The organism is Streptomyces yongxingensis, from assembly GCF_055597465.1.
Map to the genome: position 1 here is coordinate 5,351,794 of NZ_CM145717.1, position 23,355 is coordinate 5,375,148.

The window sequence follows — 23,355 nt, forward strand, 5'->3', positions numbered from 1 at the left end:
TTCCCTTCGGTGTTTCCAACCTTACCAGATCCGATTTCCGGTCGTTTCCGATCCGAATTCCGTTTCCGGCCCCCTGCTGGAGCGGAGTCTTTCGCGCCTTCCGGCGTGTCCACTACTTTAGCGGATTCCCCCGGATGCTCATAATCGAGTTCCCCGGTCCGAATTCCGGCATGCCGAAATCCATCCCGATGAGGGGCCGTACAAGAGTGGTTTGCCGCCGGTGCGGCTCGAGTGCTGACCGGAGAACCATTACGGCTCCGTGGCAGCTCGGAGTACATTACGGATCGCCCGGACCCGTGTCAACCTCGCCTAGGCCGAATGCCTCAGTCGAGGCCGCTCAGCCGCCCCTCGGCGTCGGGCTGTGCCTCCTCCACCCGGCGCAGCACACGAGTGAGCATCTCGCCGAGGGCTCCGCGCTCCTCGCTGGAGAGGTCCTGGAGAAGGTCCGCCTCGAAGACCGTGGCCTGGCGCATCGCCTCGACCCACTTCTCCCGGCCGTCGGGGGTCAGCTCGACGATGACGCGGACGCGGTTGTCCGCATCACGCTCACGGGTGACCAGACCCTCGTTCACCATGCGATCGATGCGGTGGGTCATGGCGGCGGGGGTGAGGCCCAGCCGCTTGGCCAGGTCGCCGGGGCCCAGGCGGTACGGAGCCCCGGACAGGACGAGCACCTTGAGGACCTCCCATTCGGAGTTGCTGATCCCCAGCGTGGCCGACTGGCGGCCATATGCGACGTTCATTCGCCGGGTGAGCCGGCTGAGCGCGCTGACGACCTGTTCCACCTGAGGGTCCAGGTCCTGGAACTCGCGCTGGTAGGCCGCGATCTGCTCTTCGAGGCTCAGCAGGTCGTCGGGGTCGGGGGTCTCGGCCATGTGAAGAGCATGACACGAAACTCATTGGCGCTGAAGTCCTTCGCTCTGTACTCTTAAGCGTTGAAGTTTAGCTTCGAAGTCTTCAGACATCGATCCTCCGGGCTGACCCGCAGGTCAGGCCCGTTGTCCTTTGACCCTCCTCGACCTAGGTAGGTGAGTGTGACCACCGCGATGGGCGCAGCGCTGCGCCGTATCCAGCTGGGCAACGCGCTGAGCGCGTTCGGCAACGGCTTCACGGTCCCGTTCCTCTTCGTCTATGTGGCGCGGGTGCGGGACCTCGGTGCGAATACCGCGGGCATGGTGCTCGCGACGTTCGCCGTGGCCGCGCTTGCCGTGCTGCCCTTCATCGGTCGGGTGATCGACCGGCGAGGGCCGCAGTCCGTTGCCGTCGCGGGCGCGGTCGCCGCCGCTGTCGGATCGATGGGGCTCGGCCTGGCGTCGAGCGAGCCGCTGGTCATCACCGCGGCCGGAGTGCTGGGCGCGGGCATGGCGGCCATACAGCCGGCGCTGGCCACGCTGATCGTCTGGTGCTCGACACCGACGACCCGGTCGCGGGCCTTCGCCACCCAGTTCTTCCTCGGCAATCTGGGCCTCGGCGTCGGCGGGCTGCTCGGTGGGCTGCTCGTGGACACCTCCGCCGCCTCCAGCTTTGTGCGGCTCTTCGCGATCGACGCGGTGATGTTCCTGGTGCTCGGCGCGGCGGTGGCGACCGTAAGGCTGGAGCGGACGCCGGTGTTCGACGACCCGGTGCCGACCGTCGATGAGCAGCTCGGCGGCTCCGGCGGCTGGCGTGCCCTGCTCGGCCACCGCGCCATGGTGCAGCTGTGCGTGCTGGGCTTCGTCATGTTCTTCGCCTGCTACGGCCAGTTCGAGTCCGGGCTGTCGGCGTTCGCGGTGGATGTCGCCCGGATATCGCCGTCGATGCTGGGCATCGCCCTGGCCGCGAACACGGCGGCGATCGTGCTGGCGCAGTTCGTCGTGCTCAAGCTGGTCGAGCGGCGCCGGCGCAGCCGGGTGATGGCGCTGGTCGGGCTGGTCTGGACGGTGGCGTGGTGCGCCGCCGGGACCGCCGGGCTGATACCCGGGAGCCAGGCCGTCGGCGTCACCGCGATCATCTCGGCGTACGCGCTCTTCGGGCTCGGTGAGGCCATGCTGTCGCCGACCGTCGCGCCGCTGGTCGCCGATCTGGCGCCGTCGTCGGCACTCGGTCAGTACAACTCGGCGTTTGCGCTCGTCAAGCAGCTGGCCCTGGCGGTGGGTCCGGCGGCCGGCGGGCTGATGGCGGGCGCCGGGCTGTACGGGGCGTACATCGTGACGCTGATCGTCTGCTCGCTCGGCATCACCGCGCTCGCGCTGATGCTCGGCAGGCGGCTCACGGCCGAGCAGGACAATCCGCTGCGGGCGGTCGCCGGGGCCGCGGTGCCCGCGCCGCGGGCGGCCTCGTCCGACGAGGTGACCACCGCGGCCTGAGCGGCCCGTCCACTCCGCCATCGCCCTGGCGCGGCGAAGGAACCAGTCGGCTCCGCCGTGCCAGGGCGATCGGTCGGTCGGGGGTGGTCGTGTCCCCGCTCGGGCCCGTGCTTCCCGACCACCGTGGAGTTAGCCCACCGGCAGGGCGAACTCGCACCACACCGCCTTGCCGCCGCCCGGTGTGCGGCGTGAGCCCCAGGACGAGGCGATGGTCGCGACGATGGAGATTCCGCGCCCGGCCTCGTCCACCGGTTCGGCCCGGCGGCGGCGCGGCAGATGCTCATCGCCGTCCGTCACCTCGATGATCAGGCGGCGGTCGGTGCGGCGCAGCCGCAGCCGCATGGGCGGCGTGCCGTGCTGGAGGGAGTTGGCGACGAGCTCGCTGGCGGCGAGCACGCCCAGATCGCGCAGCTCCATGGGGAAGCGCCAGCTGGCGAGGACCCCTGAGGCGAAGGCCCGGGCGCGCGGTGCGGCTTCCACCCCGCCGAGGAGCTCCAGCGCGGCGTTGTGGAAGAGCTCCGCGTCATGCCCCGTACGGGCGGGGTGCTGGAGGACCAGCACCGCCACATCGTCGTCGTGCTCCGCGGTGATGCCCAGGGCCCTGATGAGGCGGTCGCACATCACCTGGGGCGAGCCGGTCGCGCCCGCGAAGACGCGCTCCAGCGCGGCCACACCGTCGTAGATGTCCTTGTCCCGCCGCTCCACCAGACCGTCGGTGTAGAGGACCGCGCTGGCCCCGGGGCCGAGCGGGACCGAGCCGGTGGTGTGCACCCAGCCGCCGGTGCCGAGGGGCGGCCCGGTGGGCTCGGAGGCGCGGCGCACGGTGCCGTCCGGGTCGCGGACCAGGATCGGCAGATGGCCCGCGGAGGCGTAGACGAGGCGGTTCTCATTGGGGTCGTGGACAGCGTAGACGCACGTGGCGATCTGGTGGGGGTCGATCTCTGCGGCCAGGCCGTCGAGGAGCTGCAGGACCTCGTGCGGCGGGAGGTCGAGCCGGGCGTAGGCGCGGACGGCGGTGCGCAGCTGACCCATGACGGCGGCCGCCCGCACACCGCGGCCCATGACGTCGCCGATGACGAGGGCGGTGCGGCCGGCGCCCAGGGTGATGACGTCGTACCAGTCGCCGCCCACCGCCGCGTCGGTGCCGCCGGGCTGATAGGTGGCGGCCACCCGCAGATCGTCGGGCTGCTCCAGCCCCTGGGGGAGGAGGCTGCGCTGGAGCGTGACGGCGGCCTCGCGCTGGAGGCGCTCGCCGGCGCGCAGCCGCTCCGCGGATTCGACTTGGTCGGTGACGTCGGTGCCGAAGACGAGCACACCGCGGACCGGCTCGGTGACCGCGTCGGTGTCGGTGTCGACGGTCTCGATGGCGACCGCCTCCGGCACGGCGACGGCCTTACGGACGGCGCCTTCCCGGATCGAGCCGTCCACCGGCGTTCCGTCCACCGGCGATCCGTCCACGGCCGCCCCCTCCCCCGCCCGCTCGTCCGCCGGCTGCGCGGGGGCGACGGCCTTCGGCGCGGCCATCTCGATCGGGGAGCAGGTGAAGGTGTAGTAGCCGTGGCGGGACCGGCCGGGGCCGGGGACCGCGCCCTCCTGCCGCGGCCCGGGTGTGGTCGCCGGGCCGCCCGCGGGCACCCGCCGGGACTTGACCGTACGGGGCTTGCCGCTGCGCAGGACCTGGTCCATGAGGGGCAGCAGCCCCAGCTCCCTCAGCTCGGGCAGGGCCTGGCCGGCGGGTGTGCCCGGGGTCCGGGAGCCGAAGAGCTCGACATAGGTGTCGTTGAGATAGGCGATGCGGTGCTCGGGGCCGTAGACCACCGCGACCAGCGCCGGTACCTGGCCGAGGAGGTCATGGGCGGACAGCCCGTCGAGGGTCGGCACGGCGGCGGGCGGCGCGGCGTCGGAAGGGGCCGCGGCGGGAGGCTCGCCGCGCCCGGAGGGGTCGGCGCTCTCGCCCCGGGCCGCCGGGACGGAGCCGCCGCCCGCGGCGGCCGCGGGCTTCGGCCGCCGCGCACCGCGGTCTGCCCGGGCGGCGATGCGTCGCTGGGTTCGGGGGAGCCGGGCGCTCCAGCGCGTGAAGTTCACTGCGGATTACCTCGTGGGGTGGTGGCTGAGCGGCGCGCCGGCGCGGGATCGGGGAGATGGGTGCGGGTACGGGGGACGGCCCCCAGGGGAATGCAGCAAACTTCCGAATCCTCGCGATTGTCACTCTTTGCAGATACGAGCCCACCCATGGTCACACGACCAGTGTGGCCGACCGGACTGACATCCGTGAGACGCCGATCGTGGGAGGGGAGTTCCCGGCTCCGCCCCGATCGGCTCAACTGGCCTCGGGATGGCGACCGGTGTCCGCGGCGAGTTTGAACTCGGCGCGCGGGTTCTCCAGCGACCCCAGCGAGACGATCTCGCGTTTGAACAGCCCCGACAGAATCCATTCGGCCAGCACGCGTGCCTTACGGTTGAACGTCGGCACCCGGCTGAGGTGGTAGACGCGGTGCATGAACCACGCCGGGTAGCCCTTCAACTTGCGCCCGTAGACGTGTGCGACGCCTCTGTGGAGCCCCAGGGAGGCCACGGAGCCCGCGTACTTGTGCGCGTAGTCCGTGAGCGGCTGACCCGCGAGCGCGGCGGCCACGTTCTCGGCGAGGACCTTGGCCTGGCGCACGGCGTGCTGTGCGTTGGGGGCGCACTCCGCACCGGGCCGGTCGGCCGTCAGGTCCGGCACCGCCGCGGCGTCCCCGGCCGACCAGGCGTGCTCCACGCCCTCGACCTGGAGCGCCGCGGTGCATGTGAGCCGGCCGCGCTCGTTCAGGGGCAGATCGGTGGAGGCGAGGATCGGGTGCGGTTTCACGCCCGCGGTCCACACGAGCGTGCGGGTGGGGAAGCGCGAGCCGTCACTCAGTGCGGCGATCCGGTCGACGCAGGAGTCCAGGCGGGTCTCCAGCCGGACGTCGATGTTGCGGCCGCGCAGCTCCCGGACGGCGTACTTGCCCATCTCCTCGCCGACCTCCGGAAGGATCCGGTCGGTGGCCTCGACGAGGATCCACTTCAGGTCTTCGGGGGCGATGTTGTGGTAGTAGCGGACGGCGTACCGGGCCATGTCCTCCAGTTCGCCGAGCGCCTCGACGCCCGCGTATCCGCCACCGACGAAGACGAACGTCAGCGCCGCGTCGCGGACGTCCGGATCCCGGGTCGAGGAGGCGATGTCCAACTGCTCGAGGACGTGGTTGCGCAGGCCGATGGCCTCCTCGACGGTCTTGAAGCCGATGCCGAACTCGGCGAGGCCGGGGACCGGGAGGGCGCGGGAGACGGACCCGGGGGCCAGCACCAGCTCGTCGTAGTGGATGTCGACCGTGCCGGTGCCCTCTTCCTCCGTGGCGAGGGTTCTCACGGTCGCGGTGCGTTTGCCGTGGTGGATCGCGGTGGCCTCGCCGATGACGACCGTGCAGTCGGGCAGGACCCGCCGCAACGGCACCACCACATGGCGGGGCGAGATCGATCCGGCCGCCGCCTCGGGCAGGAACGGCTGGTAGGTCATATACGGCTCGGGGTCGACAACGATGACCTGCACGCCGCCGTGCCTCAGCTCCCGCTTCAGCTTTCGCTGGAGGCGCAGCGCGGCGTACATCCCGACGTAGCCACCACCGACAACGAGAATGCGCGCTGGTTCCTTCACCCTCCCATGAGGCACGCGCGACCGCGGTTTGTCCACAGGCCCGACGAATTGTGTGACCGGACGGCTCGCTCGGCCCCGAGCCGCGGAATCGGTTACACGTACGAAATGTCCGCAGGTCAGCCCCGGGATAGGTGGGGGCAAGCGGGCGGATGGTCGGAAAGAGGCGGTCCGCTGCTCTGATCGGGGGGCGTTCTGTCCCGAGCTACCCTCTTCTTTCTTGACCTGCGCTCAACTATGTTCGTACTTCGTCGGGGTTGTGACTGCCTCGACAGTCTGGGCGGGGAGTCTCCGGGGGGAGACATCATTACCGGGGGATCACTTATGCACCTTCAGGGTTCGTCATGGTCCGCAGCCGTCGCGTCGTCGGACGGAAACGGCGGACGGAACACACCGCTGCGCGTGGACGCGCAACGCAATCTGGAGCACGTCCTGCGGGCGGCGCGCGAGGTCTTCGGTGAGCTGGGGTACGGGGCTCCGATGGAAGACGTGGCGCGCCGGGCGCGGGTCGGGGTGGGCACCGTCTATCGGCGGTTCCCCAGCAAGGACGTGCTGGTGCGCCGGATAGCCGAGGAGGAGACGGCAAGACTGACCGATCAGGCGCGGGCGGCGCTGGGTCAGGAGAACGAGCCGTGGTCGGCGCTGGCCCGGTTCCTGCGCACCTCGGTGGCGTCCGGCGCGGGCCGGCTGCTGCCGCCGCAGGTGCTGCGGGTCGGGGTCGACGTGGAGACCGAGATCCGGCTGCCGCAGCAGCGGCAGGCGGCGTTAGCCGCACCGGCTCAGCCCGAGCTCCGGCTGGTCGAGCGGCCGTTGGCACCTGAGGACGAGCCGGACGACGCGGGCGCCGCGGCGCTGCTGGAGGTCGTCGGGCAACTGGTGGAGCGGGCACGGGCAGCGGGCGAGCTGCGCCCGGATGTGACGGTCGCCGATGTGCTGCTGGTGATCGCCACGGCGGCGCCCTCGCTGCCGGACGCGGCACAGCAGGCGGCGGCGTCGGCCCGGCTGCTGGACATCCTGCTGGACGGGTTGCGGTCGCGCCCCATGGGGTGATGCCGTCGGCCCGGAGCGAGACATGTGCTCGTCTGCGCGCGTCGGTTCCAGGGGGTGAGCGGCGCGTCTCGCCTCCTCCGTACGAGTGACGACATGTGACGGTCGGCCGGGGCGTTGCACCTGCTCGTGCCCGCGTCAGCGGGCGGGGGGCGGTGCGGCGTCCCGGCCGGCGGCCTCGGCCCGGTCGGCGCCCTCGGCCCGGGTGCCGATGGTGTCGGGGGTCTCGGGAGTATCTGTAGCGTCGAGAGAGCTCAGCGCCTCGTCGAGCAGGCAGAGGGCGTTCTCGGGGGTCAGGGTCGTGCTCTCGGTGCGCAGCTTCTCCACCGCGTCCCGGCCCAGTGCCTCGCTCGCGCGCGCCACGGTCGCGCCGACGTCCCCGGCCACCAGCGGTGAGCGCGGCAGCCGACCGCGCCAGCCGTCGGCGGCGCCCAGCAGCCGCGCGGCGAGCCGCTCCTGTCCGCATCCCGCCAGGAGCTCGGCCGCCGACTCCGCCTGATGGGCCAGCAGCAGCTCCATGGAGTTCACCGCGAGGCCCTCGCGCAGCGTGTTCCGCAGCGCGCGCAGTCCGCCGGCCAGATCGCCCTCCAGGCCGGTGATACGGCCGTCCAGACCATTGGCCACGACCCAGAACTGCCGCGGCGCGGGGCCACGCAGCGCGAGCTCCCGCGCGGCGTCGCAATGCGTCCTGGCCTGCGCCAGATCACCGCGCGACAGCTCAGCCTCGCTGCGCACGATGTGGTTGAAGGCCCGCACATCCTGGGTGCCGCAGCGCTCCGCCGCCTCCTCGGAGCGCTCCACCAGCCTCAGCGCGCCCTTCACGTCCCTCTCGTGGAGGGCGAGATCGGCGAGGCGGGTGTAGAGGAAGGGCACCTCGGTGTGGGCGCCGAGCTCCTGCGCGAGCCGCGTCGCCTTCTCATAGGCGGCCCTCGCCTCGCCGAACCGGCCGCGATGGGTGGCGATCTCGCCGCGCGCGCCCTCCGCCTGGGCGAGCATCCAGCGGTCGCCGACGCGGGCGGCCAGCTCGCGCAGCTCGGCCAGGTCGTCGCCGGCGCTCTCGACGCCGCCCGGCATGTCGATGGCGAGGTGAGTGCGGTACATCAGCGCGACGCCGAGCGCCCAGTCGTCGCCGTGGGCCCGGCAGCCGGCCACGGTCCGGTCCATGAGCGGCAGTATCTCGCCGCTGAAACCCTCGATGACGAAGGCCGTGAACGGCCACAGCAGACCAGGGAAGCACGCGCTGCGGGGCCCTGGATGGCTCGCGTAGGCGTCGCGCATGCGTATGGCGGCGTCCCGGATCTCGGGGTCGCCCAGATCGGGGCCGGTGCCCTGCTCGGCGAGCAGGAAGAAGAGCAGCAGCCGCAGGTCCATGAACTGCCAGTACCGGGTGGCTTCCTCGTCGACGCCGTCCTCGCCGTCCGGAACCCGGGCCGGGATGAGCGGGAACTGGTCGAGGGGATGGCTGCCGCCCGGTGCCCGGTCCGCCTCGCCGCCCGTGCCGTGGGGGCGGCTCTCCAGGGCCAGGGCACGGCCGACCCATGCGGCGCCCTCGTCCCGGTAGTTGCGCAGCCACCAGAACCATGCCAAGTCGCGGATGAGCGCGAAGACGGTGCCCTCGTCCGCGGTGGTCAGGGAGCGGTGCAGCGCTGCCCGGATGTTGTCCAGGTCGGTCTCGACGAGGCGCAGCCAGGGCAGTTGTCCGGCGGAGCGCAGACGGGGCTCGGCGGTGCGGATGAAGTCCCGGAAGTGGGCGGTGTGACGGGCCACGGCGGCCTTGTGGTCGGCGCGGGCCGCGGCGTCCTCGGCGGCGCGCTCGCCGACGTACTCGTTGATGGTCTCCAGCATCCGGTAGCGGGGCTCCCCGCCCGCCGGACCGGAGGACTCCGCCGCCGCACCGTGCGAGGGATGGTCGACGATCAGCAGCGACTTGTCGACCAGGGCCCCGAGCAGCTCCAGCACCTCGGCGGGCGCGATCCTGGTATGGGGACGCGTATGAGAGCGCGTGGGGGCGCGCGTCCCGGCACGCGCAACCGTGTCGCCGGGCTCCGGCGTGCCCGCCATCGCGTCCGTAAGGGTGCCGTGGATGCCGACGCCGTCCTCGTTGACGCCATCGGTGTCCGTGTCGTCCCCGTCCGTGTGGTCCGTACCGTCCGTGCCGTCCGTAAGGGTGCTCGCGCCGGGCGCGGCGTCCGCGCACACCGCCTCGGCCGCTGACAGAGTCCATCCGCCCGCGAAGACCGAGGCACGGCGCAGCACGGTGCGCTCACGCTCGTCGAGGAGGTCCCAGGACCACTCGACGACGGCCCGCAGGGTCTGCTGGCGGGGCAGCGCGGTTCTGCTGCCGCTGGTCAGCAGGCGGAAGCGGTCGTCCAGCCGGTCCGCGATCTGGCGTGGGGTCAGCAGCCGCAGCCGCGCCGCGGCCAGCTCGATCGCCAGCGGCAGACCGTCCAGGCGGCGGCAGATCTCCGCGACCGCGGCCGCCGTGTCCGGGTCCGCCGCCGGGTCGAAGCCGGGCCGTACGGTGGCGGCGCGCTCGGCGAACAGCTGGTGGGCGGGGGCGGGCGGCAGCGGCTCCACCGGCCTTACGGTCTCGCCGGGCACCCCCAGCGGCTCCCGGCTGGTGGCGAGCACGGTCACTCCCGGGCAGTGCGCGAGCAGGGTCTCGGTGAGCCGGGCCGCGGTGTCGACGACGTGCTCGCAATTGTCGAGCAGGAGCAGCAGCCGGCGGTCGGCGCAGTACTCGACGAGCCGACTGGTCGGGTCCCCGCCGTCCGCGCCCGTCGTGCGGCTCTCGAGCCCGGAGGCGAGCAGCATGGTCTCGCGTCGGCCGACCGCGCTCAGGACGGCGCCGGGGACGGCGGAGGGCTGGTCGAGCGGGGCGAGTTCGGCGATCCAGACGCCGTCCGGGTAGCCCTCCGTCACGGTCGCGGCGGCCTCCTCGGAGAGCCGGGTCTTACCGGAGCCGCCGGGGCCCGTGAGGGTGACCAGCCGTGCGCCCTCCAGGTCGCGGAGGATGTCGCCGATCTCTTTCTGGCGGCCGACGAAGCTGGTGAGGCGGGCTCTGAGGTTGCCGTGCGGCGGAGGCGGCACGGCGGTGCGCGGGCCCGCCTCCCGGCCGTCGGCGCGGCTTCCCGGCCCGCCGTCGGTTCCTCCGCCCCCGGCCCGGCCGTCGAACGCGCCCCTGGCCGCCCTGCGGCCGTCGATCGCCGTACCGTCCGCCCGGGTTCCGCCCCCGCTCCCCTCATGGCCGTCGGCCCTCGGCGGAGCGGCCTGCTCGGTGGGCCCCCCGCCGCGCGGCTCTTGGCGGGCCGGCTCGGCGTCCGTCGTCAGCAGCCGTCTGTGGAGCTCCTTGAGCTCCGCTCCCGGGTCGGTGCCGAGGCGGTCGGCGAGGATCCGGCGGACGTCCTCGTACGCGGCGAGGGCGTCGGCGGAGTGACCGGCCGCCCGCAGCGCGCGGATCAACTGGGCGTGGAACGTCTCGTCGAGCGGATGGTCCGCGACGAGCTCGCGCAGCTCCGGTATGACGTCCGTGGGGCGGTCGAGCGCGAGGTCGGCGTCGATCCGGCGGTGCAGCGCGGTCAGCCGGAGCGCCTCGGGGCGGGCGGCGGCCGCGTCCCGGTCCGGCAGGTCGGCGAGGGCCGGGCCGCGCCACAGGGCGAGCGCCTTACGGAGGGTGGCGGCGGCCGTCTCCGGGTCGTCGGCGTCCAGGGCGCGTATGCCCTCGTGCGTCAGCCGCTCGAAGCGCAGCAGGTCGACGTCGTCCTGGGGAGCGGCGGTCGCGAGGCGGTAGCCGCCGGGTGAGGAGACGACGGCGTCCCTGCCGATGGCGCGGCGCAACCGGCCGACGAGCGCCTGGAGCGCGGCGGGCGCGTCATGCGGAGGGTCGTCGGCCCACACCTCGTCGATCAGGACGTCGACGGAGGCCGGGGCGGTGCGTGCGGCCCTTACGGCGAGCGCGGCGAGCAGCGCGCGGATCCGGGGGCCGCCGAGGGGGAGCGGGTCGCCGTGGTCGTCGCGCGCTTCGGTGGTGCCGAGGATCAGATACCGCACAGGGGCCATTCTCCTAGGTCGCCGATTGCCGCTGGGGAGATGGTGCGGAGCGGCGCCGGAGGGGTCCATGCGTTTTCGTCCGCCGTAAGGACGAAGGCTTCTCGTTCCCCGTAAGGACGAAGGCTTCTCGTTCCCGTAAGAACGTCGGCTTCTCGTTCCGCGTAAGACCCGAGTCCCGGCCCGCGGCAAGCACCCCGGCTCCTCGGGCGCCAGGAGCCATGTCCCGTAGGACTCCCCGTGGCGAGGTGTCACAAGGCGGCCTCGTGCCGCCTCGGTGCGGAAGCCGTCACAGGCTCGGCCGCGGCACCACTCCGCCCGCCACCGCCCGCTGCCGTGGCGCCGCCGTGCCCGTCCAGCAGGTGCCGCGGCGGGCCAGCAGGCGCCGCAGCCAGACTTCGGTGGAGACGAGCTCGGCCAGGCCGTCCAGGGGCAGCCGCTCCCCCTGTGCGGCGGCGCGCAGCGCCTTACGGACGACACGGGCCTCGATCAGGCCCGCGTCGGCCAGCAGCGGCGCGTCGAAGAGGGTCATCAGCTCGCCCGTCCAGGTGCGCATGCCGGTCCGTACGGCGGCGGTGTGGGCGGCGTGGGAGGTGGCTCCCCAGCCGGGGGGAAGCTCCCGGATGCCCGCTCCGGCGAGGACCGACCGCAGCACCGCGGCGCGCGCCCCCGGTTGCACCCGAAGCGCTTCGGGGAGCGCGCGGCAGGCCCGTACGACCTGGTTGTCGAGGAAGGGCGCGTGCAGGCGCTGGCTGCGGATCTCGGCGGCCTGCTCGAAGACGCGGTGGTCCGCCGCGTAGCGGGCGAGGGCGGCGTCGGCGCGGCGCTCCCCCGGGCGTCGCAGCAGTACGGGGCGCACGGCCGCCTCCTCCAGCCGGACGGACACCTCGGCGAGCGTCTCGCCGGTGAGCCAGCGGGCGGCGGGCCCGGGGCGGCACCACGTCAGGGCGGCGAGGGAGGCTGATACGGCACCGGGGCCGTGTAGCGCCTGCTCGTCGGCGAAGTGGCGCTCCATAAGGCGCGCGGCGGCCTCCTGGACGCCGTCGCGGTAGGAGGTGCGGGCCAGCCGTCGCGCGGCCCGGTAGACCGTGAACGGCACGAAGAAGGACTGCGCGGTGGGGCCGTCGGCCTTGGCGAGCGCGGTCGCGGGGCGCAGCAGATGGCGTCTGCGGCGGTCCAGCAGCAGGTCCGCGAGGCGCGCGGGGTGGGCGTCGAGCACCTGGCGGGCGCCGTGCCCGATGAAGTGGTCGGCGCTGCCCGCCGCGAGCCGGCGCCGGTGGCGTTCGGCGATGACGAGGGAGGGGCCGGGCTCGTCGGTGAGGGCGCCGGTGTCGAGGCCCGCGTACGGCAGGGCCTCCTCGCCCGCGGCGACGACCACATGGTGCAGCCGCGGATTGGCGGCGATGGCTCCGGCCCGTTCGAGTTCGGCCTCGCGGGTGCGGGCGCCGCCCGCCGTGGCGAGGTCGTTGAAGGTGACGGCCAGGAGCCGCTCGCCCGCCTCGGTGCCGTGCCCGAAGAGGGTGCCGGGCATCCCGGGGAGACCGGCGGCGAGCAGGGCGAGCGTGGCGGAGGCGCTGCCTCCGGACAGATCGGCGCCGATGCCGGGGGCCGGGGCGCCGCGGGCGGCCCGCCGCTCGGCGGGCCCCATGCCGGGCACCGGGCCGGGGTCGAGATCATCGGTCTCGGGGGCGTGGCGCGGGGCGGTGAGCCGGGCCCGTACGGCCTCCACGAGGGCGTCCCGGACCGCGTCCACGGCCTTGTCCTGGTCGAGTGGGGGCGCGGCGACGGCGAGGGACGCGGTGGGCTCGTAGCCGGTGATGTCGCGGGCGCCGTCGCGCAGGATCAGCGCATGGCCCGGGGGGACGCGTCTGACGCCCATATAGGGCGTGCCGTCGCCCATGGCCTCCGGGGAGTCGGGGCAGGCGAGCAGTGCGCCGAGGTGGCCGACGTCGAGCTGCGCCTCGATGAGGTCGGCGAGCGGGAGCGCGGCCGTGGCGTAGGCGGTGCCGCCGGCCCAGTCGGTGTGGAAGACGGGCCGGGCGCCCGCGAGGTCGCCGGCGATGGTGACGCGGCGGCCGACCTGGGCTACGGCCGTGTAGCTGCCGGACCAGGCGGTCAGATGGCGCAGGGCGCCGCCACGGGCGGCGAACAGGCCCACCCGTAGCTCCTCGTCGGATGCGCCGCAGCAGCCGAAGACGGCGAGGCGGGTGAAGGGGTCGGTCTGGACGACGCGTACCTCATCGGGGCGCCAGTCACCGACCGCCCACAGCGGATCGGGGTCGGACCACAGGAGTTGGGCGCCGACCGGCTGGATCGCACGGCCCTCCGAGGAGACCGGGCCGGATGCGGTACTGCTCCACCCCACCAACCACCGCATCGCCGCCTCCACAGGCTGTGGGCATCCAGGGCAACCAAGAAGTAGGTGCCATCATGCACAGCATGTTGACGGTTTCGGCATCGAACCAGACAACAACATGGATCTCCTGGATGTCCTGTGACCACAGATGACCGCAGGAATCGCAGAGTTGATCCCAGGGGTGGCGCCTCTCACGAAGGCATCCGTAAGGAGCCCACAGAGGGAACCACCGCCGGTAGCGACCCACCGTTCCGCCGTGGCCCATGCTGCCACGATTGGGGCGCACAAGAGCGCAAGGGCATCGATGAGTGTGCGGAGCGGCGCACAAGAGGCGCACGAAGGGGCGCACGGAAAAGGCGACGATCGAGCGCCAACCCGCAGACCACCGGGGGCCTTATGGCTCCGCGCCGCGACGACCACCGCGTGCGGCGACATCCGCGGCATGTGCTAGGTGCCCCACCGCTCCGGGGGGTAACTGGGCGGAATCCGTACCGAATCCGGGCGCGATCCATGGGGAAGAGGGCTTCCCGCGTCGGGCCTCCCCCTCCCCGGCCCGACGCGGGAGCCCGGCCGTGAGGGGCGATATTCAGCCAAATCACCGTGGCGCTCTCGTTGGTCTTGCGGACGACCTCTAAGGACTCAACTTCCGCCTCTCGCGCCTCCCGACACGACAGTCCGGGAGGCGGCATTCGCCTCCCGGACCGTTCCGCCGCCCGCGGGGAATGAGGCGGCGGCGTCCCCCAGCCCACTGGATCCAGTACAGCGGGCCGACCCACGCAGGACCCATCGAAACGTCCCCGCCGCGACGGAGACAGAGCGCACACACGGGCGCACAGCCACACACACCGGGAGCACACGTCACGCCCCGCACGCCCGTTCGTACAAGAATCTCGCCATCCGGGACACCACCTCTTAACGGTCGGGATGCGGCGAACTACGCTGGGTTTACGAATGCCCCGCGCTTATGCCGGGGCGGCCGTCGGTGCTGTCGAGGGGTGCGCATGTCCAGGGAGCCACGCGGGCCGAACGAAAAGCTCGGCACCGTTCTCGCCCTCGCGGGGATCAGCAATGCCGGGCTCGCGCGCAGAGTCAACGACCTCGGCGCCCAGCGTGGCCTGACGCTTCGCTACGACAAGACATCCGTCGCGCGCTGGGTGTCCAAGGGCATGGTGCCCCAAGGCGCCGCGCCACACCTCATTGCGGCTGCGATCGGGAGCAAACTCGGCCGCCCCGTCCCCCTGCACGAGATCGGCCTGGCCGATGCCGATCCGGCCCCCGAGGTCGGGCTTGCCTTCCCGCGCGACATCGGCCAGGCCGTCCGCTCCGCGACCGAGCTCTACCGGCTGGATCTCGCGGGTCGGCGCGGCGGCGTCGGCATCTGGCAGAGCCTGGCCGGATCTTTCTCAGTAAGCGCGTACGCCACCCCTGCCTCGCGCTGGCTCATATCCCCCGCCGACAGTTCGGTGGCCCGCGAACCCAAGGACGCCGAGGACGGAACCACCGCCGCGAGCACCACGGGCGCGGCGGCGCCGGACGCCATACCGCCGCAGCGCGTCGGCCACAGTGACGTCACCAAGCTGCGCGAGGCCGCCGAGGACGCGCGCCGTTGGGACTCCAAGTACGGCGGCGGCGACTGGCGTTCGTCCATGGTCCCCGAATGCCTCCGGGTGGACGCGGCGCCCCTGCTGCTCGGCTCGTACAGCGACGAGGTCGGCCGCTCCCTCTTCGGCGCCACCGCCGAACTGACCCGGCTCGCCGGGTGGATGGCCTTCGACACCGGCCAGCAGGAGGCCGCGCAGCGGTACTACATCCAGGCGCTGCGCCTCGCCCGCGCTGCGGCCGACGTCCCCCTGGGCGGCTATGTGCTGGCGTCGATGAGCCTCCAGGCCACCTACCGGGGCTTCGCCGACGAGGGCGTGGACCTGGCCCAGGCCGCCCTGGAGCGCAACCGCGGCCTGGCCACCGCCCGCACCATGAGCTTCTTCCGGCTCGTGGAGGCGCGCGCCCAGGCCAAGTCCGGGGACGGGCCCGCCTGCGGGGCGGCCCTGAAGTCCGCGGAAGGCTGGCTGGAGCGCTCGCGGGCGGGCGACCCCGATCCGTCCTGGCTCGACTTCTACAGCCATGAGCGGTTCGCGGCCGACGCCGCCGAGTGCTATCGCGATCTCCGGCTGCCGCGCCAGGTGCGGCGCTTCACCGAGCAGGCGCTGGCCCGGCCGACGGAGGAGTTCGTACGGTCGCACGGGCTGCGGCTCGTGGTGTCCGCCGTCGCCGAACTGGAGTCCGGCAATCTGGACGCGGCCTGCGCGGCGGGCGCCCGTGCCGTGGAGGTCGCCAACCGGATCTCGTCCGCACGCACCACGGAGTACGTGCGCGACCTGATGCGGCGCCTCGAGGCGTACCGCGACGAGCCGCGCGTCGCCGAGTTGCGCGAGCAGGCCCGGCCGCTGCTGGTGGCCCCGGCGTGAGCGGCGCGGGGGCGGGTGCGAGCGGCATGGGAGCGGATTCCAGCGACATCGGAGCGGATGCGAGCGACCGCGATGAGTGGTGAGCGGCCCGGGATGAGCGGTGAGGCGAGAGCGGCCCGGAACGGACGACTCAGAGGCGAGTCGCCCGGAATGAGCGGCTCGGCGTGAATCGATCCACATGCCCCGTGGGCCTAGTCCGGACCCTAGCCCTCACATGGGTTTCGGCCCGTTGTCAGTGGCGCAGGTCATGATAGGGATCGACGGTCGGGCGACTGGACGGTGTGGCGCGTGGGGAGGTGACATGGCGTGACGGCGTTGGACTGCGACGTGCTGGTGATCGGGGGCGGGATCGTCGGCATGTCGACGGCGTATGCGATCACGCGCGCCGCGCCCGGCACTCGCGTGACCGTGCTCGAGAAGGAGGCGGGCCCGGCCCGCCACCAGACCGGGCGGAACAGCGGCGTGATCCACAGTGGTATCTACTACCGGCCGGGGTCGCTCAAGGCGCGGTTCGCGGTGCGCGGCGCCGCGGAGATGGTGAAGTTCTGCGCCGAGCACGGCATCCCGCACGAGGTCACCGGCAAGCTCATCGTCGCCACGGAGCGCTCCGAGTTGCCGAGGCTCCACGGACTCGTCCAGCGCGGCAGGGAGAACGGCATTCCGGTGCGCGAGCTGGGCCCCGCCCAGATCGCGGAGTACGAACCATGGGTGCGCGGCCTCGCCGCGATCCATGTCGGCACGACGGGCGTCTGCGACTTCGGCGCGGTGACGGCCCGGCTGGCCCGGCTGGCCCAGGACGCGGGCGCCTCGATGCGGTACGGGGCGCGGGTGCGCACCATCGGCCGGCGCCCCTCCGCGGTCGCGGTGCGCACGGCGGACGGCACGGTGCTGCGCGCGCGGGCCCTGGTCAACTGCGCGGGGCTGCACTGCGACCGCGTCGCCCGGCTGGCGGGCGACGACCCGGGCATGCGGATCGTGCCCTTCCGCGGTGAGTACTACGAGCTGGTGCCCTCCCGCGCCTCGCTGGTGAACGGTCTGGTGTACCCGGTGCCCGACCCGGCCTTCCCGTTCCTCGGCGTCCATCTGACCCGCGGCATCGACGGCGGCGTCCACATCGGGCCCAACGCGGTGCCGGCCCTCGCCCGCGAGGGGTACGCCTGGCATACGGTGCGCCCACAGGAGCTGGCCGGCACGCTGGCGTATCCGGGCTCCTGGCGGATCGCCCGCCGCCACTGGCGGTACGGGGCGGGTGAGCTGCGGCGTTCCCTGTCCAAGCGCGCCTTCACCGACGCCGTGCGCCGCCTGCTGCCGGATGTGACGGCCGACGACCTGATAGCCGCCCCGGCGGGCGTGCGCGCACAGGCGGTGCTGCCGGACGGCACGCTGGTGGACGACTTCCTGATCTCGGAGTCGCCCCGCGTCGTCCACGTCCTCAACGCGCCCTCCCCCGCAGCGACGGCCTCGCTGCCGATCGGGCGGGAGGTCGCGCGGCGGGTGCTGGCGACGCTGTGACGGCCGGGCCGTAGAGGCGGTGCGGGACGGTCAGGGGTTGCGGCGGTAGGAAGATCCCCCGTTTCTCCGTGCTTCCTCCTTGCGGCAGTTCTCCCTGATCACGCACGCTCGCCCCGCCCCCGGTTCCCCCAGGCGAATCGCTTCCACCGTCCGACGCCCCTCTCACCCAGGAGTCCCGCCGCCGCGCGCCGTCGTCGCGGTGCCCGCCCCGCGTCCCGGCCCGCCTCCCGGCCCGCCCGTGGGCCCCGCCCCCGACCGTAGAATCGAAGCACTGTGTCCGATAACCCCACCGCCCCCGATGCCCGCGCGGACCGCAACCGCACCCCACTGCCCGGCCCCACCCGTGGCCGCGACCGCGCCGAGCCGATGTTCCCCGGCGGCCCCGCGGCCGACCCGGCGGGCTCGCACCACGAGCGCCGCATCCGCTCCTTCCGCCCCCGCCGCGGCCGGGTGACCCCGGGCCAGGGCGAGGCGCTGCGCCGCCTGTGGCCGCAGTGGGGCCTGGACATCGACGGGCTGAGCCGGATCGACCTCGGTGAGTTGTTCGCCACAGAGGCGGGCCCGCGCCCCGACCTCCCCGTCGTCCTGGAGATCGGCTTCGGCATGGGGGAGGCCACCGCGCAGATGGCCGCCGCCGACCCCGGCACGGGCATCCTGGCCGCCGACGTCCACACCCCCGGCCAGGGCAATCTGCTCGCGCTCGCGGAGCGGAACGGCCTGGACAACATCCGGGTCGCCAACGGCGACGCGATCATCCTGCTCCGCGAGATGCTGACCCCCGCCTCGCTCTCCGGGCTGCGGGTCTTCTTCCCCGACCCCTGGCCCAAAAAGCGGCACCACAAGCGCCGCCTCATCCAGCCCGAGTTCATCGAGCTCGCCGCCACCCGGCTGAAGCCCGGTGCGCTGCTGCACTGCGCGACAGACTGGGAGCCGTACGCGGAGCAGATGCTGGAGGTCCTCTCCGCGAGCCCCGCCTTCGACAACTCCCAGGCCGACGGCGGCTACACCCCGCGCCCGGACTTCCGGCCGCTCACCAAGTTCGAGGGCCAGGGGCTGGACAAGGGACACCTCGTCCATGACCTGATCTTCCGCCGCAATGACACATAACGACCCCAAGGGGATGGGCATAACCCCTGAGTCCCCCTCCCCCTTTCGTTAGGGTCGGTTGAGTGCATCAGTCCCCGCCCCCGCAAGAGCCGCCCGGACCACGACCGGCCACGCCGCCGTACGAGGCGCCGCGAGGAGCGCGGCACGAGGCGTCAGGCGGCGCACCGGACGGGACACCACGGGGCGTACCGCACGAGGCACCCCAGGGGGCCCCGCACGACGCACCACACGACGCACCGTACGAGGCTCCTCACGACGCACCGTACGAGGCGACGCAGGCGACTCAGGCGCCACAGACACCGCACGCCTGCGCCCCGTACGGCACGCCCCACGGCGCTCCGTACGGTGACCGGCACCCGTGGTTCGCCACCGGCGCCGCACCGGCGGGCTGGCCGCAACCGCCCCGCCAGCGGCTGTGGGGCCCGGGCGGCCGTCTCGCCCGCGTCTGGCACAACAAGGCGCTCCGGGCCACCGCGCTCACCGGTCTGCTCTCGCTCTCCGGCCTGATCATCCTGGCGCTGGTGCGCGAGCAGACGGGCACCAAGGGCTTCCTGGTGGGGCTCGGCCTCGCCGTCCTCCCCGTGCCGCTGATCATCGCGGTCTTCCGGTGGCTGGACCGCGTGGACCCCAAGCCCTGGCGAAACCTTTTGTTCGCCTTCGCCTGGGGGGCGTGCGCGGCGACGCTGGTCGCGCTGATAGCCAACGGCTTCGCCACCGAGTGGCTCATGACGACCGTGGACTCCTCGTCCCCCACCGGCCAGGCCGACGCCGACGCCTGGGGCGCCACCTTCATCGCACCGTTCGTGGAGGAGAGCGCCAAGGCGGCCGCCGTCCTGCTGCTCTTCCTCTTCCGCCGCCGTGACTTCAACGGGCTGGTCGACGGGGTCGTCGTCGCCGGAATCACCGCCACCGGTTTCGCTTTCACCGAGAACATCCTGTATCTCGGCTCGGCCTTCGTCAGCGACCAGACGCTCGGCTACTCCGGCATCCGGTCGACCACGGCCGCGACCTTCTTCATCCGCGCCGTGATGTCCCCCTTCGCGCACCCCCTCTTCACCTCGATGACGGGTGTGGGCTTCGGCATAGCCGCCGCGGCGGCGCGGCACCAGCGCGTCCGCCGCGTCCTCATACCGATCGCGATGCTGCTGACGGCGATGGTCCTGCACGGCGTCTGGAACGGCTCGGCCACCCTCGGCGGGTACGGCTTCCTCATCGTCTACGCCCTGTTCATGGTCCCGGTGTTCGGGCTGCTGACCTGGCTGACGATCTGGTCCCGCACCAAGGAACTGCGTGCGATACGGGAGCAGCTCACCGCCTACCAGGCGGCCGGCTGGCTCACCCCGCCCGAGCCGCTCGCGCTGTCCTCGATGCGCGCCCGCGGGATCGCCCGCGACCTCGCCCGCCGCACCCACGGCGCGGCGGCGGCCCGTACGGTCGGCGAGTACACCGCCTTCGCGACCTCGCTGGCCCTTCTGCGGCGGCGTGCGTACCGGGGTACGGCGGGGCCGGACTTCATCGCGCGCGAGAAGGAACTGCTGGACCGTCTGTGGGAGCGGCGGGAGACCGTCCAGCCCGCCCTGGCCCACGCGGCACTGTCGGTGCCGCTCCCCCGGCCGCGCCGCGCACCCCGGCCGGCCCCGGGCACGATGCCCGCACCGTTCTGGCCCGCGGGGCCGTACGGCGGTGGGTACGCCTACGGCTACGGAGGCGGTCAGGGCTACGGCTACGGCAGCCCCGCGTCCGGTTACGGCTACGGCAGCCCCGGGCCCGGCACCGGCTACGGCAGCCCCGGATCCGGCTACGGCCCCGGCTCCGGCTCCGGCACCCAGGCGCAGTACGGACCCCACCCGACCTACGCACCGTGGGGCGCCCCGCCCCCGCACGGCCCGCAGCCGCCGCGAACGCCGCAACCGCTGCAGACCCCGGCCCCGCAGCCATCGCAGCCGTCGCAGACCCCGCAACTACCGCGCAGCCCGCAGCCGCCCGCGAATTCGGCGACGCCTCACGTCTCCCCCGTGGCGTACGGATCCGGCGGCCCCGAAAGTCGTCTGTAACCTCCCGCCCCTTTCGGACGTGTTCCTACATAGAAGCGGGGAGCACGCGGGGGCGCGGGGGATTCATGTCAGGGCCATCACCTTCATCCACACCATCCGATTTCGACCAGTTCTATGCGGTTACGGCGAAGCGGCTCGTGGCCGCGGTCTATGCGGCGACGGGCGATCTCGCCGAGGCCGAGGACGCGGTGCAGGAGGCGTATGCCCGGGCGTGGCAGCGCTGGGACCGGCTGACCGCCGAGGGTGATCCCACGCCGTGGGTGCGCACCGTCGCCCTGCGCCTCGCCGTCAGCTCCTGGCGGCGCGCCCGTAACCGCATGCGGGCCCACTTCCGCCATGGGCCGCCCCCCGATCTCCCCGATCTCGCCCCGGACCGGGTGGCGCTGGTCCATGCCCTGCGCGGGCTGAAGCCCGAGCAGCGTACGGCCGTGGTCCTGCACCACCTTCTCGATCTGCCCATTGAGCAGGTGGCCCGGGAGACGGGCGTCTCCCCCGGCGCCGTGCGCACCCGGCTGAGCCGTGCCCGCAAGGCCCTCGGCTCCCATCTGGCCGACGCCGAAGCCGATGCCGACACCGAGGCACCAACTCCGGTCCCGGCACCGACTCCGGCACCGGCACCGACACCCCATCTGCCCGTCTGCCACCCCAAGGAGGTGCCCTCCCATGGCTGATCTGGACGAGCGCCTGCGCGATATCGCTCGCGATGTCGAGCCCTCCATACGTCTGGCGGACCCCGAAACCGTGCGTGCGCGGGGCCGTCGGCGCCGCGCACGGCAGCGCACCGCGATCGCCGCCGCGGCCGTCCTGGCGGTGGCCGCCGTGACCGCGGGCTCCTGGCGGATGCTGCCGGGCGACGACTCCACCCGTACGCTCCCGGCGGCCCCGCCCGCCCCGCGAACGGACCGCGTCCCGGGTGCGCCGATCCCCGCGAGCGCCCTCCTTCGCCCCTCGGCGCTGCCGTTCGACGCGATGATGCGCTGGAAGACGGCCGACTCCACCAGCTCCACCGACAACGGCCGGGCACCGCTGCTCGACCTCTCCCCCAGCTGCCGCCTCGACGGTCCGCGCCCCCTCGCCCAGCGCACCCGCGACTACCACGGCCGCAAGGCAGGGCAGGCACGCCACACCATCAACGCCTATGGGAGCGACGGCGAGGCCGCGAAGGTCTTCGCCTCCCTCGAGGAGACGCTGAACGACCGATGCGCCCGCCCCAAGGCGCTGGGCACCACCTCGTCACCCAAGCTCGCGGCCGACCAGCCGACCACCATGACCTACGGCTGGCACTCGTCCCGCACACCACATGACGCCCAGGTCGTCCTGATGCGCTCGGGCACCCGGGTCGGGGTCCTGCAGGCCGAGGGCATCGGCAGCCCGTCCGGCGACTACACCGACGGCCCCTCCGCCTACTGCGTATCGGTCTCGCTGTGGCGCCTCGATCCCACCGCCACCGCATCCCCCGGCCCGTACCGGGCCAACCCCGAGGAGGTGAAGAGGCGTTGCTGACCCACTCCTCCCCTCCCACCACCACCCCTCACGACTCCCGCAAGAGGTCCTCTGTGCTCTCCGTACGTTCCCTGCGCACCCTCGTGGTGCCCGCCATCGCCGTCGCCCTGCTCGCCGGATGCCAGTCGGCGTCGAAGTCCGCCTCGGTGGACCCGGCCGACGCCAAGCCCGCCCGGATCACCATCGCCCCGGGCAGCGACTCGGCGGCGATAGCCCCCGACGCCCCGGTCAAGGTGACCGCCTCCCACGGCACCCTCACCAAGGTACGCATCATCCCCGACGGCGCCGGTTCCCAGGCCGTCACGGTGACCGGCGCCCTCTCCCACTCCAAGACCAGCTGGCGCTCCAACCGCACCATGACCCCGGGCACGACCTACACCGTCGAGGCCACGGCCACCAACGCCGCCGGCAAGACCGCCGTCCAGCACTCCACCTTCCGCACCCGCGCCGCCCAGCAGATCAACGGCGTCACCGTCACCCCGTCCAAGGGCTCCACCGTGGGCGTGGGCCAGCCGGTCTCCCTGGCCTTCGACCACCCCGTTACCGACAAGGCAGCGGTGGAGCGCAGCCTCTCGATCTCCACCAGCCCGAAGGCCGAAGGCTCCTGGGGCTGGGTCAAGGACCCCCTCACCGGCATCGAGCGCGTCGACTGGCGCCCCAAGACCTACTGGCACAAGGGCACCAAGGTCACCCTCCGAGCCCGCCTCAGCGGCGTGAACACCGGCGACTCCCGCTACCTCCGCCGCGATGTCTCGACCACCTTCACCATCGGCACGCCCCGGATCTCCAAGGTCGACATCAAGAACCACACGATGACCGTCTACGAAGACGGCCAGAAGCAGAAGACCATCCCCATATCCGCCGGCCAGCCCTCCTACCCCACCTGGAACGGCACCATGGTCGTCCTCGACAAGGCCCCCATGGTCAACATGACCAGCGAGTCCGTCGGCATAGCCGACCCCTACAACAAAGACGTCCCCTGGGCCGTCCACCTCACCACCTCGGGCACCTACGCCCACGCCGCCCCCTGGAACGAGGGCCGCGGCTACTTCGGCCAGACCAACATGAGCCACGGCTGCGTCGGCATGTCCCTCGCCGACGGCAAGTGGTTCTACGACCGCGCCACCCGAGGCGACATCGTCGAGATATCCGGCTCCACCCGCGCCACCGTCTCCACCGGCAACGGCTTCGGCGACTGGAACCTCCCCTACCCCTCCTGGCAAAAGCTCAGCGCCCTGCGCTGAGT

14 protein-coding genes are annotated in these 23,355 nt (G+C 72.9%); 9 read left to right on the top strand and 5 right to left on the bottom strand.

Translation table 11 applies throughout. The features are described from left to right. Positions 1 to 323 precede the first annotated feature (323 nt). Complete coding sequence (locus ACZ6TD_RS22880; protein ID WP_471356903.1) at positions 324 to 875, bottom strand: MarR family winged helix-turn-helix transcriptional regulator; 552 nt, start codon at positions 873 to 875, stop codon at positions 324 to 326. A gap of 159 nt (positions 876 to 1,034) precedes the next feature. Here ACZ6TD_RS22880 and ACZ6TD_RS22885 point away from each other — a divergent pair, with 159 nt between their 5' ends. Beyond that, a complete protein-coding gene (locus ACZ6TD_RS22885) occupies positions 1,035 to 2,345 on the top strand; it encodes an MFS transporter (RefSeq protein WP_471357955.1) in 1,311 nt (436 codons plus the stop codon). A 129-nt stretch (positions 2,346 to 2,474) separates the two neighbouring features. On the opposite strand, the gene ACZ6TD_RS22890 is transcribed toward ACZ6TD_RS22885, so the two are convergent. Further along, complete coding sequence (locus tag ACZ6TD_RS22890; RefSeq protein WP_471356906.1) at positions 2,475 to 4,430, bottom strand: ATP-binding SpoIIE family protein phosphatase; 1,956 nt, start codon at positions 4,428 to 4,430, stop codon at positions 2,475 to 2,477. 235 nt (positions 4,431 to 4,665) lie between these two features. Continuing rightward, positions 4,666 to 5,973 carry an NAD(P)/FAD-dependent oxidoreductase gene (locus ACZ6TD_RS22895; RefSeq protein WP_471357959.1) on the bottom strand — a complete coding sequence of 436 codons (1,308 nt, stop codon included), beginning with the start codon at positions 5,971 to 5,973 and terminating at the stop codon, positions 4,666 to 4,668. Between the two features lie 369 nt (positions 5,974 to 6,342). On the opposite strand from ACZ6TD_RS22895, the gene ACZ6TD_RS22900 reads away from it, so the two are divergent. Then, positions 6,343 to 7,068, top strand: coding sequence for a TetR/AcrR family transcriptional regulator (locus ACZ6TD_RS22900; RefSeq protein ID WP_471356908.1), 726 nt, complete (start codon positions 6,343 to 6,345; stop codon positions 7,066 to 7,068). Positions 7,069 to 7,203: 135 nt separating this feature from the next. Here the strand turns inward: ACZ6TD_RS22900 and ACZ6TD_RS22905 are convergent, their stop codons facing one another. Further along, positions 7,204 to 11,115 carry an AfsR/SARP family transcriptional regulator gene (locus ACZ6TD_RS22905; RefSeq protein WP_471356911.1) on the bottom strand — a complete coding sequence of 1,304 codons (3,912 nt, stop codon included), beginning with the start codon at positions 11,113 to 11,115 and terminating at the stop codon, positions 7,204 to 7,206. A 286-nt stretch (positions 11,116 to 11,401) separates the two neighbouring features. Further along, positions 11,402 to 13,489, bottom strand: a complete 2,088-nt coding sequence (locus ACZ6TD_RS22910) for an asparagine synthase-related protein (protein WP_471356914.1) — start codon at positions 13,487 to 13,489, stop codon at positions 11,402 to 11,404. A gap of 980 nt (positions 13,490 to 14,469) precedes the next feature. Here ACZ6TD_RS22910 and ACZ6TD_RS22915 point away from each other — a divergent pair. The 7 genes from ACZ6TD_RS22915 (at position 14,470) to ACZ6TD_RS22945 (ending at position 23,353) form a co-directional block, all read left to right on the top strand. Then, positions 14,470 to 15,933 (top strand): MFS transporter, encoded by a 1,464-nt coding sequence (locus tag ACZ6TD_RS22915; RefSeq protein WP_191068576.1) that lies wholly within the window; start codon positions 14,470 to 14,472, stop codon positions 15,931 to 15,933. Positions 15,934 to 16,239: 306 nt separating this feature from the next. Then, a complete protein-coding gene (lhgO, locus tag ACZ6TD_RS22920) occupies positions 16,240 to 17,445 on the top strand; it encodes an L-2-hydroxyglutarate oxidase (RefSeq protein WP_471356918.1) in 1,206 nt (401 codons plus the stop codon). Positions 17,446 to 17,811: 366 nt separating this feature from the next. Beyond that, on the top strand, positions 17,812 to 18,552 hold the full coding sequence (trmB, locus tag ACZ6TD_RS22925; RefSeq protein WP_471357962.1) for a tRNA (guanosine(46)-N7)-methyltransferase TrmB: 741 nt from the start codon (positions 17,812 to 17,814) through the stop codon (positions 18,550 to 18,552). A 62-nt stretch (positions 18,553 to 18,614) separates the two neighbouring features. Continuing rightward, positions 18,615 to 20,606 carry a PrsW family intramembrane metalloprotease gene (locus ACZ6TD_RS22930; RefSeq protein WP_471356921.1) on the top strand — a complete coding sequence of 664 codons (1,992 nt, stop codon included), beginning with the start codon at positions 18,615 to 18,617 and terminating at the stop codon, positions 20,604 to 20,606. Between the two features lie 65 nt (positions 20,607 to 20,671). After that, positions 20,672 to 21,277: a SigE family RNA polymerase sigma factor gene (locus ACZ6TD_RS22935; RefSeq protein ID WP_471356923.1), complete on the top strand. Its 606-nt coding sequence runs from the start codon at positions 20,672 to 20,674 to the stop codon at positions 21,275 to 21,277. After that, on the top strand, positions 21,270 to 22,109 hold the full coding sequence (locus tag ACZ6TD_RS22940; RefSeq protein ID WP_471356926.1) for a hypothetical protein: 840 nt from the start codon (positions 21,270 to 21,272) through the stop codon (positions 22,107 to 22,109). Before ACZ6TD_RS22935 ends, ACZ6TD_RS22940 begins: the two co-directional genes overlap by 8 nt. Before the next feature lie 53 nt (positions 22,110 to 22,162). Continuing rightward, on the top strand, positions 22,163 to 23,353 hold the full coding sequence (locus ACZ6TD_RS22945) for a L,D-transpeptidase (protein ID WP_471356929.1): 1,191 nt from the start codon (positions 22,163 to 22,165) through the stop codon (positions 23,351 to 23,353). Positions 23,354 to 23,355: the final 2 nt, after the last annotated feature.